The 16,393-nt window shown below is 72.7% G+C and carries 10 protein-coding genes; 4 read left to right on the top strand and 6 right to left on the bottom strand.

The genetic code is table 11. The annotated features are described in order from the left end of the window. Window positions 1-56 precede the first annotated feature (56 nt). From trmB to ACIREO_RS34370, 3 genes are all read right to left on the bottom strand, one after another. Window positions 57-923: a tRNA (guanosine(46)-N7)-methyltransferase TrmB gene (gene trmB, locus ACIREO_RS34380; protein ID WP_404117541.1), complete on the bottom strand. Its 867-nt coding sequence runs from the start codon at window positions 921-923 to the stop codon at window positions 57-59. Further along, on the bottom strand, window positions 916-2,172 hold the full coding sequence (lhgO, locus tag ACIREO_RS34375; protein WP_404117539.1) for an L-2-hydroxyglutarate oxidase: 1,257 nt from the start codon (window positions 2,170-2,172) through the stop codon (window positions 916-918). The genes trmB and lhgO overlap by 8 nt, the downstream gene beginning before the upstream one ends. Window positions 2,173-2,314: 142 nt before the next feature. After that, entirely contained in the window at window positions 2,315-3,817 is a 1,503-nt protein-coding gene (locus ACIREO_RS34370; RefSeq protein WP_404117536.1) for a sporulation protein, read from the bottom strand. A gap of 939 nt (window positions 3,818-4,756) precedes the next feature. On the opposite strand from ACIREO_RS34370, the gene ACIREO_RS34365 reads away from it, so the two are divergent. Continuing rightward, window positions 4,757-6,868, top strand: a complete 2,112-nt coding sequence (locus tag ACIREO_RS34365) for an asparagine synthase-related protein (RefSeq protein WP_404117534.1) — start codon at window positions 4,757-4,759, stop codon at window positions 6,866-6,868. Between the two features lie 360 nt (window positions 6,869-7,228). Here ACIREO_RS34365 and ACIREO_RS34360 read toward each other — a convergent pair whose 3' ends face one another. Both ACIREO_RS34360 and ACIREO_RS34355 read right to left on the bottom strand, forming a co-directional pair. Beyond that, window positions 7,229-9,133 carry a sigma-70 family RNA polymerase sigma factor gene (locus ACIREO_RS34360; protein ID WP_404117532.1) on the bottom strand — a complete coding sequence of 635 codons (1,905 nt, stop codon included), beginning with the start codon at window positions 9,131-9,133 and terminating at the stop codon, window positions 7,229-7,231. Window positions 9,134-9,450: 317 nt separating this feature from the next. After that, window positions 9,451-10,263: a TetR/AcrR family transcriptional regulator gene (locus ACIREO_RS34355; RefSeq protein ID WP_404117530.1), complete on the bottom strand. Its 813-nt coding sequence runs from the start codon at window positions 10,261-10,263 to the stop codon at window positions 9,451-9,453. Between the two features lie 384 nt (window positions 10,264-10,647). On the opposite strand from ACIREO_RS34355, the gene ACIREO_RS34350 reads away from it, so the two are divergent. Next, entirely contained in the window at window positions 10,648-12,033 is a 1,386-nt protein-coding gene (locus ACIREO_RS34350; protein WP_404117527.1) for an NAD(P)/FAD-dependent oxidoreductase, read from the top strand. 333 nt (window positions 12,034-12,366) lie between these two features. Next, complete coding sequence (locus tag ACIREO_RS34345; RefSeq protein WP_404117525.1) at window positions 12,367-14,028, top strand: SpoIIE family protein phosphatase; 1,662 nt, start codon at window positions 12,367-12,369, stop codon at window positions 14,026-14,028. Between the two features lies 1 nt (window position 14,029). Here the strand turns inward: ACIREO_RS34345 and ACIREO_RS34340 are convergent, their stop codons facing one another. After that, window positions 14,030-15,322, bottom strand: coding sequence for an MFS transporter (locus ACIREO_RS34340; protein WP_404117824.1), 1,293 nt, complete (start codon window positions 15,320-15,322; stop codon window positions 14,030-14,032). A 142-nt stretch (window positions 15,323-15,464) separates the two neighbouring features. Here ACIREO_RS34340 and ACIREO_RS34335 point away from each other — a divergent pair, with 142 nt between their 5' ends. Next, window positions 15,465-16,022 carry a MarR family winged helix-turn-helix transcriptional regulator gene (locus ACIREO_RS34335; RefSeq protein WP_030123185.1) on the top strand — a complete coding sequence of 186 codons (558 nt, stop codon included), beginning with the start codon at window positions 15,465-15,467 and terminating at the stop codon, window positions 16,020-16,022. The last annotated feature ends 371 nt before the right edge of the window (window positions 16,023-16,393 follow it).

Here is a 16,393-nt window from a genome sequence, read left to right as displayed (position 1 = left end):
AGGGCCACTGACACCTGGCCATGCCGCGGTCGGTCGGGGTGACGGGCCGTGGCCGATCAGCGTCGGGTGAACAGCACGTCGTGCACGACGTGGCCCTTGTCCAGTCCCTGGCCCTCGAAGCGGGTCAGCGGCCGGAACGCGGGCCGGGGGGCGTAACCGCCGTCCGCCTGGGTGTTCTCGAACAGCGGGTGAGCCGTCAGGACGTCCAGCATCTGCTCGGCGTACGGCTCCCAGTCCGTCGCGCAGTGGAGGACCGCGCCCGGCTTCAGACGCTGTGCCACCAGGTCGAGGAACTCCGGCTGGATCAGGCGCCGCTTGTGGTGCCGCTTCTTGGGCCACGGGTCGGGGAAATACACCCGGAGCCCGTCCAGCGCCGCCGGCTCCAGCATCTCGCGGAGCAGGATGATCGCGTCACCGTTGGCGACCCGGACGTTGGACAGCCCCGCCCGGTCGGCGAGACCCAGCAGATTGCCCTGACCGGGGGTGTGCACATCCACAGCCAGGATCCCGGTGTCCGGGGCGTCGGCCGCCATCTGCGCCGTCGCCTCGCCCATGCCGAAGCCGATCTCCAGGACCACCGGGAGGCCGTCGAACAGCGTGGGGAGATGGAGGACGCCCTTGCCGTCGATGTCCAGGCCCCACTTGGGCCACAGCCGCTGGAGGGCGTCCTCCTGGCCTGCGGTCACCCTGCTGCGGCGGGGCTGGAAGCTGCGGATCCGGCGCTCGTGGTGCGAGCCCGCGGGGTCGGCGGCCGGGCCGCCGGGGAAGCGGGGCTCCTGGCGCAGCCTGCGCTGGCGCTCGAAGGAGGCGGCGCGCAGTGCTGCCGCGTCGTCCGTGGCAGGGGGTGCGTTCTCCGGCGTGGGGCCGGGCGCTTCCGCTGCGGGGCCGGGCGTCTCTGGGGTGGGGTTCAGGGGCTCAGACACAATGACCCGATTCTACGGCGGGAGGCGCCCACCCCGTCGCGCGAGCCCGCAGCAGGGCACGTCGTGCCACCTCCCTCCCGATGGGCAGGGACGCGGTGGCCGCGGGGGACGGCGCGTTCAGCACATGCACGGTGTGCGGGGCGTCCCGGATCAGGAAGTCGTCCACCAGCGTGCCGTCCCGAAGGACCGCCTGGGCCCTGACCCCGGCCGGGGAAGGCCGCAGATCGGCCTCCGTCACCTCCGGCAGCAGACGCTGGACGGCCCGGGTGAACGCGCTCTTCGACAGGGATCTGCGCATCTCTCCCGCCCCGTACCTCCAGTGCCGTCGGGCGATCCGCCAGGAGCCGGGCCAGGCCAGGGTGGCGGCCAGCTCGCGCGGGTGGACGTCCGTCCGGCCGTACCCCTCGCGGGCCATGGCCGGCACGGCGTTCGGCCCGACGTGGACCGTGCCGTCGACGCCCCGGGTCAGATGCACCCCGAGGAAGGGGAACGCCGGGTCCGGCACCGGGTAGACGAGCCCGCGCACCAGCTCCGGCCTGGCCAGCTCGTAGTACTCCCCGCGGAACGGCACGATGCGCGCTCCCGGGTCGTCACCCGCGAGCCGTGCCATCCGGTCGCTGTGCAGCCCGGCGCAGTTGACCAGCACACGGGCCCTGACCACCTGGCCGTCGGCCGTGCGCACCGCGACGCCCCAGGGGCGCCGGTCGACGGCGACGACCGGCGCGCCGTAACGGATCTGCCCGCCGGCTCCGCTCACCTCGGCGGCGAAGCGGACGGCCACCGCGGTGAAGTCGCAGACGCCCGTCGTCCCGACCCGGATCGCCGCGAGGCCGCGCACCCGGGGTTCGTACTCCGCGATCTGGGCGGGGCCGAGCTCCCGGACCGGCAGGCCGTGCGCCCGGCCGCGCTGCACCAGGGTGTGCAGCCGGGGCAGCTCGCCGCTGTCCGTCGCGACGATCAGCTTGCCCGTCACCGAGTGGGCGATTCCGTGCTCCGTGCAGAAGTCCACCAGCTCGGCCGCGCCCCGCACCGCGTAGCGCGCCTTGAGCGAGCCCGGCGGGTAGTAGATGCCGCTGTGGATCACCCCGCTGTTGCGCCCGGTCTGGTGTCTGGCCGGGCCCCACTCCTTCTCCAGCACCGTGACCCGGGTGCCGGGCGCGGTGCGCGTGATCGCGTACGCGGCCGACAGACCGACGATTCCGCCACCGATCACCAGCACATCGCAGTCGTACGCCGCGTGCGTCATCATCACGCCACCTCCCACCCCGATAGTGCACTGACCCACTGACAACGGGCTCAAACCAGGGACGGCGTCTGCGTGGCGGGGCGTGCCGCTCACGGAACCGGCGAAACCGGGGCGTACCGGTGGCTCTCAGGGCCTCTGGTTCGGATCATGCCGGGGTGACGAGAAGCGGACGCGCTCGTTCCCGTAGCTCGGCCACGCGGGGCTCGTCCCCGTACGGCTCCAGGCGGTGCAGCAGGTCGCGTACGTACTCGGTGGTGCGCGCCGAAGAGATGCGTCCTGCCACCTCCACCGCCCGCGTCCCCGCCGCGCAGGCCGCGTCGAGGTTGCCCGACTCCAGCTCGGCGACCGCGGACACGACGAGCCGCAGCCCGTGGGAGCGGACGAACTCGTCAGTGGGTTTCGACAGGGCCTGTTCGGTGAAGCGCCGGACCTGACGGGGCGCCTTGAGGTCGCGGTAGCACTCGGCGGCGTCGGCGGCGAATCTGTCGTACGAGTAGAACCCGAGCCACGCCGGGTCGGAGTCACCGGCCCGGGAGCGCTCCAGCCAGCTCTCGGCGGCCCGGAGCGCGGCCCCCGCGGCCGGTGCGTCGCCGGCCTTGGCATGGGCGCGCGCCTCCACCAGCCGGAAGAAGCTCATGGTCCTGGCGGTGGCCAGTCCGCGATTGCGTTCGACGGCGGCCTGCGCGAGGTCCACGCCCTCGTCGGCGAAGCCCCGGTAGGTCGCCTGCAGGGACATCGACGCCAGGACGTACCCGCCCAGCGGTACGTCGGCGGCGGCCCGGGCCAGGCGCAGCGCCTGGATGTAGTAGCGCTGGGCGGCCTCCTGCTGGCCGGTGTCGAAAGCCATCCACCCGGCGAGCCTGGTCAGCTCGGCGGAGGCGCCGAAGAGCGCCCTGCCGACCTCGTCGCTGTACGAGCCCAGCAGGAGGGGCGCGGCGTCGACCCGTAAGCACTCCGGGACCATGGAGGAACGCCAGTCGCCGCCGCCGTACTTGGAGTCCCAGCGGCGCGCGTCCTGGGCGGCCTCGCGCAGCTTGGTCACATCGTTGTGGCCGACGCGCAGCAGCGGTCCGTCCGCCCCGCCCGCGGTGTCGGGGCCCGGCTGGACGGGCACCCCGCCCTGCGCCCCGGGTGCGCCGTCCGGGCCGAGGACCGCGGCCCGGGCGGCCGTCGGGTCCCGTGCGACCGACGGATCGGCGGGGGTTATGAGCCAGCGGGACGCTGGGGTCGCATAGGCGCTCACCGCGAAGGAACCGGCCAGCGACTGCCAGATCCCCCCGCCGCCCCGGCGTCCCGCCAGATCCAGCCGGTACAGATCCGTCGCCGACCGGACCGCCTCGTTCACGTCGCGGGGGAAGGCCAGACCGACCTCCGGCGCCGGATCGGCGTCGGCCAGCCCGATCTCGTGCAGCGGGACGGGACGGCCGAGTTTGGCCCCTATCGCCGCCGCGATGAGATGGGGCGCCGCGCCCTGCGGCACCATGCCCTTGGCGACCCACCGGGCCACCGACGTCTTGTCGTAACGAAGAGTCAGACCGCGCTGTGCTCCGAGGTCGTTGACCCGCCGGGCGAGCCCGGCGTTGCTGATTCCCGCGAGGGCGAGAACCGTGCCGAGCTTCTCGTTCGGCCCGCGTTGCTCCCTGGACATGCGCCACCCCTCGACACACAGACGGCCGCCGCGTCACCGTCAGGCGCGCGGCATTCGTACCGTGTTCTCCCCAGGTACGGTCCCGGGCACTCCGGCCGCACACTCATTTGGCCGAGCCCCGTGGAATATGCCGCCCTGCTGAGAACATCGGTAAACCCAGCGTAGTTCGCCGCATCCCCACCGTTAAGGGGCAGACCTCCGTATGGCGGGAATGTTGTCCGCGTGGTGCGGGCTGTGAGCGCCGTGCTCCTGATGTGTGGCCGTGCGCCCGGCCGTGCGCTCTGGTCCGGCCGGTGTGCGAGCGCTTCGATGGATCTCGCGTGGGTCGGCCCGCCGAACTGGACTCGACGGGCTGGGGGAGACCGCCGCCCCAATCCCCGCGGGCGGCGAACCGGTCCGGGAGGTGATGAACACCTCCCGGACTGTGCGCCGCACGGGCGGGGTTCGGAGAAGCGGACGTGCGGGCCGGCGCACCGGGGGGATGCGCCGGCCCGCACGTCGCAGCGCTTGGGCGAGGAACTTGGACTGTCGCGGTGGCTCCGGGGAAGACCCGCCGGGGCCCGGGGGGAGCCCTCCGGGGATGCGCCCTCGGTGGCCGCCCGGAGCGAAACACCCGGTTTCCTCGCGATCCGAGAATGGCCGAATAGCGCCGGTCGGGCGGAGCGAGGCGGAGCCGCCCGACTATGGCCTGATTGCGTCTGTTCCGTGGCCCCGCCGCGGCAGGTGCCGCGTCCGGGGCCGGTCGACACAACTCCCGGAAGCTCCACTTCCGTTGTGGAGGAACCCGCGGAGCCGTGGCCAGGCTCTTGCCAGGGGCGCATGCACATCCGGTGTGCGCCGCCCGTACCCCCTCCCGGGCGCCGTTGTCGTGGCAGCATGTCCGCAACGGCGTTCCCGTGTCCTGGTACGCCGGTTCGTCCACAGCCTGTGGAGGCGGCGATGCGTTGGTTGGTGGGGTGGAGCAGTATCGCCGCGAGCTTCGGCACCGTGGGTGCGGTCGGCAACCACGCGGAGGGGCGCACCGTTCATCCGGTGGGCTCCCAACTCCTGTGGGGAGACCCGGATCCGCTCTGGGCCGTGGGCGACTGGCGCCCCGACGAGATCCGCGTCATCACGGCCGCGACCCCCGAGGGCGCGCCCACCACCCGTCTCGCCGTCCTCGGCTGCTGCGGGGCCACCGACGAACAGCTCCGCGTCGGGCTGCTGGCGGCCCGTGGCGGAGCGCTGCGCCATCTCACCGCCTGGTCCGGCAGTTACACGGCCGTGGTGCAGATCGGCCGCCGCATCACCGTCGCCGGGGACCTCGCCGGAGCCCGCCCCGTCTTCCACACACCCTGGGCCAACGGCACCGCGTACGCCACCGCAGCCCTCCCGCTCGCCGACCTCATCGAGGCGCAGCTGGACATCGGCCACCTCGCCGCGCTGCTGGCCTGCCCCGAGACCCCGGAGGCGCTGGGCGACGGCACCCCGTACGAGGGGGTGAAGCGGATCCCGCCCGGGCACGCGCTGATCCTCCGGGAGGGCTCGCGCGAGATCACCGGGTACGAGGCGGTGGCCTCCCTCGCCGTGGCGGCCGCCCAGACCGATCCGGTGAGCGCGGTCGAAGGGGTACGGGACGCGCTCGTCGATGCCGTACGCGCACGGCTCACAGCCCCGCGCCACGCCCCGGAGACCATGCCGCCCGACCCCGGACCCGTCCCCGGCATGGGCCCCGCCGAACGCCGCGCGGCCCGAGGGGCGCCCGTCCCCGGCATCGGCGCGGATCTCTCGGGCGGCAGCGCCTCCGCCACACTCGCCCTCCTGGCCGCAGGACTTCCCGGGCTGCCTGGCACCGTGCTGGGCCATGGCTCGGGAGCGGGCGAACGGCTCCTCGCCGTCACCTTCAACGACCTCTCCACGCAGGGCCGCGAGGACGAGCTGGAGCGCGCCCGGGTCATCGCGGCCAACCCCCGCCTGCACCATGTGGTCGTGGCGGCGGGCGAGGAGGCCCTGCCGTACGCGTCGCTCGAGAACGGCCCGCTCACCGACGAGCCGGCCCCCTCCCTCGTCGTCGCCGAACGGCACAGGCGCCGGCTGGCCGCGGGCAGCGCGGACCACTTCGTCGGCCACGGCGCGCGGCAGGTCCTCGACGCGCACCCGGCACGGCTGGCCGACCTCCTCATGGACCGGCGCAGACGCCACATCCTGCGGCCCGTCGCCGCGCTCGCCAGGGCCGAAGGGCCCTCCGCGCACTCTCTGTTCGTCCCGGTGGCCGTCTACCGGGCCGCCCGCCGGCTGGCCCGTACGTCGTACCGCACCGGGCTCGAAACAGCGGCGTCCCTGCTGCCCGACGCCAATCGGGACGCCCCCGACCTCGCCACCCCGGCGGGCGCCTCGCTCGCCTCCCTCGCCTGGTCCAGGCCGGGACCGGCCGCGCGCTGGCTCACCGGGGAGGCACTCGCGGAAGTATCGGTTCGCCTCCAGGAGGCGGCCATCCGGCCCGCCTCCGTCCAGCGCCCGGGGGAGGCCAGGGCCCGCGCGGCGCTGGCCCGGCACGCGGCCGACCAACGGATCCTGGAGCAGGCCTCGGAGATCCGCAGCCAGCGGCTGCACGCCCCGTACCTCGACAACCAGGTCGTACGGGCCGCCCGCGCCCTCCCGGAATCGCTGCGGGTCCAGCCGGGCGCCCGCGCCGCGATCCTGCGCCGGGTCCTCGCCGGTGCCGGTATCCATGACCTGCCGCCGGGCTGGGGCACCCCGTCACAGGCCACGTCGACCGCGGCCGGACGCATCGGCCTGCGTACCGCTCTTCCGGACCTGATCGCCCTCTTCGACGCCCCGCTGCTCGCTGACGCGGGCCTGGTCGAGGCACGCGTCGTACGCAAGGCGCTGCGCGCGGCCTCGGAGGGCGAGCCCCTCCCCCTGGACGGCCTGGCCGAGCTGGCGTCCACGGAACTCTGGCTCCGCCGCCTGGTCACGCGCCGGGGCACCTGCTGGACCGGCACCGCGGCACCACGGCAGCGGGCGGTGGCGGGCGGGGTCGTCCCGGCCCGCCGCACACTGCAGTCGTAGCGGGGCACGTAGCCGCAACGGGCGGGCGCCCGCCGGGACACAGTGGGCAGGTGCGGTATCTGATCCTGGGCGTGGCTCGCCGCGCACCAACAGCGCCGACGGTCTGGGCACCGATCCGGGGCCGGAGCTCACCACGCTCCACCGGGAGCTTCTCGATGCCGGTGAGCCCCCCGCGCGGCCCCCGGACGATCCGTGGCCGCCGAGGGTGACATCCGCCCACGGCTGACCTCCTTCGTGGGCCGCCGGCCCGAACTCCGCCGCATCGGCCCCGCTCCATGGAGGAGGCCCAGGTGACCACCGTGGCGGAGCGGCTGCGTGAGGAGCTCGGACCCGGCCTCCTGACCGACGCGGCCGAGGAGCTCAGCGGCAGCTGATACGCGAATCCGCCCAGTCGGCCAGTGCGGCCCCGCCGAGCGGCCCCGACGGTTCCACGACGAGCCTGAGCGTCTGCGTGCCCTCGATACCGACGCTCACCGGCACGGCGGGCTCACCACCACGGACCACGGGCGACTGCCACAGCCGCGCACCCTCACCGTCGTACACGGAGAAGCGCGCGGCGCCGAGGCCCAGGGTCAGGTCGTCGACCCCGGCGACCGCCTCGTAGCGGGTGCACATCCGGTTGAGCTGGACGGTCACCGACGAGGTGGAGGGGGCGGTCACGCCATGGGCGTACGTCGTGGAGGCGATCGACAGGTCCTGGCGCTGCCAGAACACACCGCGGCTCTCCCCGAGCAGGATCTCGGGACCCGTGTGATCACCCGTGAGGGAGTACGCCAGCTCGTTCACCTGGTAGACCTCCGGCGCGGGCGGCGGCGGCTCCTTCGGGGCGGAGGGTGCCGGGGTCGGCGTCGGCGTGGGAGGAGGCGTCGGCTTCTTCGACGGGGGCGGCGTCGGGGCCGGGGTCGGTGTCGTCTCCGGGGCGGGTGGTGGTGCCGGTGCGGGTGAGGCGGGCGGGGTCGGCGGCTGCGGGCTCGGCGCCGGCTCCGGCGGGGGAGTGGGTGCGGCGGGTGCCGCGACCGGCGGCTTGGCCACCGGCTTCTCCTCGGGCGCGGGCCGGTCGTCGCCGACCAGGGCCCACACGAGACCGGCGGCGGCCAAGGCCACCGCGGCGGCGATCCCCGCCTTCATCGGAGCACCGAGCCCTTCCGACGCGGCGGCCCCGCCCGCGGTGCTCCCCCCGGAGGACGCGCTGCCGGTGGCAGCGGCGGCGGCGCCGGCCCCGGCGGCCCCCGCCGCGCCGCCCGCCACGATGCCGGCCGCCTTGAGCGAATAGCCCGCGGCGAACCAGCCGATGACGGCGACCGGAAGCAGCGCCGGAATGCCCGCGTTCACACGGTCCAGCTCACCGGCGGCGATCCGGCACTTCGCGCACTCGTCCAGATGCTTGCGCAGCCCGCGTTCCGCCCGGGTCCGCAGGCCGCCCCTGGCATGGGCGCCGAGCCGGTCGGCGTACCGCGCGCAGTCGCCTCCGGCCGTCAGCGACTGACTCACATGGGCCTGCAGATAGGCCTGCTTGAGCCCTTCACGCGCCCGGACGGCCAGCACCGCCGTGGCATTGGCCGTCAGACCGAACAGGGGGGCGACCGCGCTCGGCGACTCCTCCTCCACGGTGGTGTGCCACAACACGGCCTGCCAGCGCTCCGGCAGGCTGCGGAACGCCTGCATGGCCATCGACCGGTCCGCCTCGTGCATGGCCAGCACATCGGCGCCGAGATCGAGGGTGTCGGCCTCCGACAGCTCGGCGGAGCGGGTGGCCTGCGCGGCGAACACCGCGAAGTCGTCGACGAGATGCTCACGCTTCGCGCTCTTCGTCCACGCGGCGGCGACATGCCGGACGGCCGTCATGAGATAGGCCCGGACGGCTTCCTCCGGCCCCTTCCCGCCACGCACCGCCTGCAGCGTCCGGGCGAACACCTCGGCCGTCAGGTCGTCGGCCGTGTGCGCGTCCCGGCAGCACGTGCGGGCGTAGCGGCGCACCGCACCGGAGTGACGCCGGAACAGCTCCTCGTAGGCCTCGTCGTCGCCGGCGCGCATCCCCTGGATCAACTGTGCGTCGGACGGGCCGGGATCGGCCGATCCGGTGCGTCCCTCGCGCTGCAGAGGGACCGCGTACGAGGCATCGGTCCGCGCGCCGGGATCCGACGGCGCGCCGTCTTCGGCGGACGCCGGCGGCCACGGCCCCGGCAGCACGGTGCCGCCCTCGGCCGGATCGCCCGGCCGAGCCGCACCGTCGGACGGCTCTTCCTGCTGTGCTTCACCGCTCATCGCGGAAGCCCCCGTATGCACCCTCGGACCCTGAGGCCGACCGGCACATGGGGGCGGGTCGGCCTGAATACCGGGGCAACAGTGCCACAGAGCAACGCCGCGACGAACCCTGGAGCAGGAGCAACCACTCGTCCGGGGTGTCTTCCTTCACCCCGGGGGTGACATCACCGCGACGGGGCAGGAGCAACGGCCCTTATACACAAGGGAGTCCGGGCGGCATCCGCGTCCCGCCGGCCGACGCCTACGCTCCGGCCCGCGGCACACCCGCGCCGGAGCGTCTGCGCCGGGGCGGGTGCACCGCACGGGATTCGCGGCACCTACAACGAACGGGAGCGGAGCCCCTCCAGCAGGATGTCCAGCAGCCGGGCCGAAGCGGCGGCCTGGTGAGCGGGGTCCGGCAGAGCCGGTGCCGCCGTGGCGATGACCAGCAGCACATCGCCCACCGTCACATCGCCCCGCAGCTCACCCGACTCACGGGCCCGGTCCACCAGCCTGCCCACGACCTCGAGCAGCTCGGCCGCCCCCGGGTCGTCGTCGAGGGTCTCCTCGCCGGCGGAATGCCCGTCGACCACCCGGAGGCCGGGCTGTGCCGCTCCCTGCCGCTGGTGCGGAACGCGTGTCTCGCTGTCGGCCGCGCCGGGGCCCGGTATCCCGGACTCCTCGTCGTGCTCCGCCCCGACACGCAGCACCTGCGGCGGCAGCAGCCGGCCCGCACCCGATGCCACCGAGGTACGCAGGAAGCGGGAGAGCGCGGACCACGGCTCGTCCTCGTGGCCGAGGGCCGAGCGCGCCTGATCGGTCAGCCGTGCGGTCTCCTCCTCGGCTATCCGGCGCACCAGCACGTCCTTGCTCGGGAAACGCCGGTAGACCGTACCGACGCCGACCCGTGCGCGGCGCGCCACGTCCTCCATCGGCGCCCCGTAACCCAACTCGCCGAACACCTCACGCGCGGCGCGCAGGACGTGTTCGAGATTGCGCTGTGCGTCCACGCGGAGCGGCGCCGAGCGGGCGGTGCCGCCCGTCGTTCCTGCCCCCGCGACCGTACCGACCGCTCCCACGGGGCTCAGGCGCCCGTGGTCCTCACTGGAAGAGGCGACAGCGCTCGGCCCATGCAAATCCTGAATGTGCATAACTTCCCCCGGTTATGACGTCTCCCCCCGGAGACTTCCCCGCCGTAACAGCCGGCGTGTGGACCTTCGTCCGATTCCGACACCCCGACCGGGTACGAACATAGTTGAGCCCGGGTCAATTCAGAAGGGGGTAGTTCCGCACGGAGCGCCCCCCGATCGGAGCAAGGACCGGTTGGACCCTGATTCGACCCCTGCGCTTCCGCCCTCCCGCTGTACCTGACCTGCACAACTCCGGAAACCGGTGGGCACCGGGGGACGCCAGGTGATCGAAGTGCTCCGGTCACACAATTTGCCGGGCCTGTGGACAAACACCGGACTCCGTTGCGTCATGGGATGGTGATGGCACCAGATTCCCGGGGGGCACCCCCCGGCACCCGGCCAAGTGTGCGCATTCTCGTCGTCGGCGGCGGCTACGTGGGGATGTACACCGCGCTGCGTCTCCAGCGGAAGCTGCGACAGAGACTGAAAAGCGGCGAGGCCGAGATCGTGGTGGTCACGCCCGAGCCCTACATGACCTATCAGCCGTTCCTGCCCGAAGCGGCAGCCGGTTCGATCTCGCCACGTCATGTCGTCGTGCCCCTGCGCCGGGTCCTGAAGGCCTGCACGATCGTCATCGGCGAGGCTGAGCGCGTCGACCACGCCAAGCGCACCGCGACGGTCACGACGCTCGCCACCGGCGAGGACGGCACGGGCGCCCTCGAGATCCCGTACGACGAGCTCGTCCTCGCGCCAGGATCCGTGTCACGCACCCTGCCGGTTCCCGGTCTCGCCGAGTTCGGTATCGGCTTCAAGACCGTCGAGGAAGCCATCGGGCTCCGCAACCACGTCATCGAACAGATGGACATCGCCTCCGCCACCCGGGACCCCGCCATCCGCGACGCGGCCCTCACCTTCGTCTTCGTCGGCGGCTACGCCGGTGTGGAGGCGCTCGCGGAACTCGAGGACATGGCCCGCTACACCTCGCGGTACTACCACAACATCAAGCCCTCGGACCTGCGGTGGATCCTGGTCGAGGCGACCGGGCGCATCCTGCCCGAGGTCGGCGAGGCGATGGGCAGGTACGCCGTCAGAGAGCTGCGGGGCCGCAACATCGACGTACGGCTCGACACCCGTCTGGACAGTTGCGAGGGCCGGGTCGCCGTCCTCAGCGACGGCTCACGCTTCCCGACCCGCACCCTGGTGTGGACCGCCGGCGTCAAACCGGCGCCGATCCTCGCCGCCACAGATCTTCCGCTCACGGAGCGCGGCCGGATCCGCTGCACCACCACGCTCTCCGTCGACGGCGCCGAGCACGCATGGGCGGCCGGTGACGCGGCAGCCGTTCCGGACCTCACCTCGTCCGAGCCGGGCACGGACACCGCGCCGAACGCCCAGCACGCGGTGCGCCAGGCCAAGGTCCTCGCGGACAACATCGTGGCCACGCTCGCCGGCCGGCCGGCCGAGGACTACCGGCACTCCTACGCCGGATCCGTGGCCTCGCTCGGCCTGCACAAAGGCGTCGCCCATGTCTACGGGCGCAAGCTCAAGGGATATCCGGCCTGGCTGATGCACCGCGTGTACCACCTCAGCCGCGTACCCACGTTCAACCGGAAGGCGCGTGTCCTTGCCGAGTGGACCCTGGCCGGACTCTTCAAACGGGAGATCGTCTCCCTCGGCTCGCTCGAACACCCGCGTGCCGAATTCGCCCTCGCCGCCCGGGGACACGCGCACCCGGGGCCTCCCGGAGACACGCCGCCGAAGGACGGCAGGCCACCGGACACGTCCGGCTGACCCGCGGTTCCCCGCGCACCCATACCCCTCGGGAGGAACCGCAGTTCAGCGGATGGACCGACTGCCGTACGGCAACTGTCAGTACGGTCGGTCACACTGGGCGTGTGACCATAGGTGGGCCCGCACCTGCGCAGAGTCACCCGGCAGGTAGTCACCTACAGTGACCGGCAGTGAAGACCAACAGCATGAATCGGCCGGGCCGCGCGTTCCCGGCGGCCCGGATCCGGCGCCCGGGCCCGGCATGAGGACCGGCAGGGGGCCACCGGCCACAGGACCAGCAGAAGAAGCAGCTCGCCCGAGCGGACCAGACCGACACACGAGGCCAGAAATTCCGTGAACTTCACGCGCTGGAGCGCCCGCCTTCCCGGAACGCAGCGTCGAGCCGCGGCGCGGGACGACCACAGTTCCGTACCCGCCGCCCGCGCCGAGTCCGTACGGCCGAAGACCGCGGCCACGCCACCGGACGACCCCGCGGAAGACCCCGTCCCCGCCACCGGGCCCTCGCTGGAGGCCATGCCGGCCCGCGAGCTCCTCGGCCGGCTCCCCGCTCCCGTCGCGCTGCTCCACGGCCCCGAGCACCGCATCACCTACGTCAACGCCGCCTACACGACGGCCTTCGGCGACCGCCCCTGCGGCGCACCCGCGGCCGAGGCCATGCCCGAGCTCGCCGAGCTGAGCCTGCTGCCCCTCATGGACCAGGTCCTGCGCAGCGGCACCCCTCGTACGGTCAAGTCCCGCAAGGTCCTGTCCGGCAGCTCGTACACGGTGACCTGCACCCCCGTGGCCACCGGCGACCCGGACGGTGAGGCGGGCGTCCTCGTCTACGCCACCGATGTCACCGACCACGCCGAAGCGGCGGAGCGGCTCCGCGCCAGCGAGCGCCGTCACCGGGAAACGGCCGTCACTCTCCAGCGTTCCCTGCTCCCGCAGGACCTCGAACAGCCGGACGACCTGCGCATCGCCGCCACGTATCAGCCGGGCGGCACGGACGCGGCGGTCGGCGGCGACTGGTACGACGTCATCACCCTGGGCGCCGGCCGGACCGCGCTCGTCATCGGCGACGTGATGGGACGCGGGGTGCGGGCCGCCGCCGTCATGGGCCAGCTGCGCACCGCCGTCCGCGCCTACGCGCGCCTCGACCTCCCCCCGCACGAGGTGCTCCAGCTCCTCGACGTCCTCGCGGCCGAGATCGACGCCAGCCAGATCGCGACCTGCGCCTACGCCGTCCACGACCCCAACGAGGGGCACCTCGTCTACGCCTCCGCCGGGCACCTCCCGATCCTCGTGTGCGACGAGGACGGCACCGTGCACCGGGCCGAGGACCCGACGGGTCCGCCGCTCGGCACGGGAGGATGGGTCCACACCTCGGGGACGATTCCGCTGCCGCCCGGCTCAACGGCCGTGCTCTACACGGACGGTCTGGTCGAGCGCCGCAGCGAGGACATCGACGAGGGCGTGGCCTCCCTGGAGCGCGCCCTGTCGGGCGCCAAGGGCTCGCCCCAGGTCGTCTGCGACCGGCTCATCCGTTCCCTGGGCGTCACCGCGGAGCACGACGACGACGTGGCGGTCCTCGTCGTCCAGCACCCCGCCCGCACGGGAGCGAGCGCGGAGCTCTTCCACAACGCCTCACTCGAACTGCTCGGCGGCATCGAGGCCGCCCCCAGGGCCCGCGCCTTCGCCACGGGCGTCCTGGCGTCGTGGCGCTTCCCCGTGGAACTCTGCGACCTGGGGGTCCTCGCCGCGAGCGAGCTCGTGGCGAACTCCCTCCAGCACGGCACCCCGCCCATGCGCCTCGGCCTCCGCAGGACCGACCGCCGGCTGATCATCGAGGTGACGGACGGGGACGACCACCTGCCGCGCCGTCGCCGCGCCGAACCCGCCGACGAGGCGGGACGGGGCATCTCCATCGTCGCGACCATCGCCTCGTCCTGGGGCAGCCGCCGTACCCCCGGAGGGGGCAAGGCGGTCTGGTGCGAATTCGCGCTCCCCGGCTGACCTATCCCAAGGGCGCGGTGACCGGTTCGCTCTCCGGCACCGACACGGCGACCACCCGGGAGGGCACCGCCGCGAGCGACGGCTTGTCCTGTACGGGAGTGAGCCGGCGGCCCAGCTTGAGCGCCAGCACGCTGATGCCCAGCGAGAACAGCACGAAGGTCACGATGTACGGCCCGTGCAGTGACGCCCCCATGGGCCCGCCCACGGCAGGCCCGACGGCCAGGGCCAGCTGCTTCACCAGGGCGAACGCCGAGTTGTACTGACCGACCATGGCCTCCGGCGCCAGATCCGCGACGAGCGGCGCCACCGTCGGCGACAGCATCGCCTCACCGAGTCCGAACAGGGCGTACGTCGAGATCATCGCGGCCGTCGCCATGGTCTGACTGCCGTGCCCGAGACCCGCGTATCCCGCCACGATCCAGGCGAAGGCCCAGATCAGACCGACCCACGCGATGACACGGCTGCGCCTCCGACGCTCCACGAGACGGAGCACGACGAACTGCGCGACGACGATGACCGCCGTGTTGGCCGCCAGCGCGACACCCAGGGTGGACGGATCGATGCCGGCGGCCTCGGTGCCGTATGCGGCGAGGCCGGACTCGAACTGTCCGTAGCAGGCGAAGAAGATCACGAAGCCCAGCACGCACAGCTGCACCATGGCCCTGTGCGAGAGCAGGACCCGCATCCCGCCCTTGGGCGTCGTGCCGTCGTCGGGCACAGCGTCGCCGATGGAGGGGGCACGCGGCATGCGCACCGTGGCCGCGACGACGCCGAGGACCAGGAACATCGCCGCCTCGATGAGGAACAGCAGGGTGAAGCTCGCCGGCCGGCCGACGTCCACCAGCTGGCCCCCGACCAGGCCACCGATGCCGAGCCCGAGGTTCTGCAGGAAGAACTGCATCGCGAAGGCACGGGTACGGGTCGCTGCGCTCGAACACCACACCAGCATCGTCGCGAGGGCCGGCTGCATGACGGCGGTGCCCGCCCCGAGGACCGCGGCGGAGAGCACGGCGGACGTCACGCCGTTCGAAAGGCCCAGGGCACACGCGCCCACGGCGGCCGTACCCGCGGCGACGATCAGCACCGGCAGGGGGCCGCGCCGGTCGATGGCGCGGCCCGTGAACGGCAGTACGGCCAGCGCCGCCATGGCGAAGACAGCCAGCACGACACCTGCCGTACCGGCACCCAGATCCCGCACCTGCGCCACGTAGACGTACAGATACGGAACGGTGAATCCGAGGCCGAACGCGCTCAGCGCGCTCCCCAACTGGATCCGCCGCAGCGCTGCACCCATCTCCCTGGTCACGCTCACCTACCTCAAGACAGAAAGAACCTTTAAGAACACAGACTCGTAGACTTTAGCACTAAAGTTAGAAGCTGAAGTCTTCACTCTGAAGGACTTCGAGGGCGATGAAGAGCGTGCGATACTGCCCGCCATGTCTGACACCACCGAGCAGCCCGAGCTACAGGAGCCGAGCCTCGACGAGCAGATCGCCGCCTACCAGCGCGAGTTCCGGGACCTCGACCCGCAGGTCGAGCAGATCGTCTCCGCGCTGGGGCGGCTGAACCGCCGGATGAACGTCGCCTACGGCAGACAGGTCGCCACCCTCGGGATCAGCAACGCCGAGTGGGAGGTCCTCAAGACCCTGGTGCTGTCCGGCACCCCGTACCGGCTGGGGCCGGGCGAGCTCGCCAAGCGCCTCGGGCTCACCCCTGCCGCGATGACTCATCGCATCGACCGCATGGCCGGTGAAGGCCTGGTCACGCGGGACCGGGACGAGAACAACCGGGTACGGGTCATCGTCGAGCTGACCGACGAGGGCCGTACGAAGTGGCTGGAGGCGATGCGGATGGCCACCACCTTCGAGGAGGACCTTCTCCAGGACCTCTCGGGCGACGAGCGCGGAGCGCTGGGCGAGATCCTGATCCGGCTCCTGCGCCGGGTGGAACACGAGCAGCCGGACGCCGGCGGCCGGCTCACCGACCTGGGCTGACGGTCAGCGACGGGGCAGTCAGGGGGGGGCTTGACGCCCCTCCCAGGGGGGCTTGACACCCCTCCCTCGCATCCGTAAGGTTCTTCGAGTTGTCACGGACCCGATACGGTTCTGCGGCAGCCGATCCCGCCGCGAATGCGGCAACCAAACTCAGCACGATCTCCCACCGGGGAGAATTTCGGCATGCCGAAATTCAATTCGAAAGCTCGATTATGAGCCGCCGGGAGAATCCGCTAGAGTTTGAGCGTCGGAACGGCCCAAGGGCCGGGACGGCGACCCCCGCTGACTGGGAATCAGGCCCGAAAGGATCTGATAGAGTCGGACTCGCCGGAAAGGGAAACGCGAAAGCGAAGAACTGGAAAGCGAATCAG

Origin of the sequence: Streptomyces sp. NPDC102441 (assembly GCF_044765585.1) — a bacterium.
Classification (GTDB): domain Bacteria; phylum Actinomycetota; class Actinomycetes; order Streptomycetales; family Streptomycetaceae; genus Streptomyces.
This window is presented reverse-complemented; position numbering and strand designations above follow the sequence as displayed.

Bases quoted from the DNA above. Each gene is read 5' to 3' on its own strand.
- lhgO (WP_404117539.1), bottom strand. From the start codon at position 2,172: ATGATGACGCACGCGGCGTACGACTGCGATGTGCTGGTGATCGGTGGC.
- ACIREO_RS34370 (WP_404117536.1), bottom strand. From the start codon at position 3,817: ATGTCCAGGGAGCAACGCGGGCCGAACGAGAAGCTCGGCACGGTTCTC.
- ACIREO_RS34365 (WP_404117534.1), top strand. From the start codon at position 4,757: ATGCGTTGGTTGGTGGGGTGGAGCAGTATCGCCGCGAGCTTCGGCACC.
- ACIREO_RS34360 (WP_404117532.1), bottom strand. From the start codon at position 9,133: ATGAGCGGTGAAGCACAGCAGGAAGAGCCGTCCGACGGTGCGGCTCGG.
- ACIREO_RS34355 (WP_404117530.1), bottom strand. From the start codon at position 10,263: ATGCACATTCAGGATTTGCATGGGCCGAGCGCTGTCGCCTCTTCCAGT.
- ACIREO_RS34340 (WP_404117824.1), bottom strand. From the start codon at position 15,322: ATGGGTGCAGCGCTGCGGCGGATCCAGTTGGGGAGCGCGCTGAGCGCG.
- ACIREO_RS34335 (WP_030123185.1), top strand. From the start codon at position 15,465: ATGTCTGACACCACCGAGCAGCCCGAGCTACAGGAGCCGAGCCTCGAC.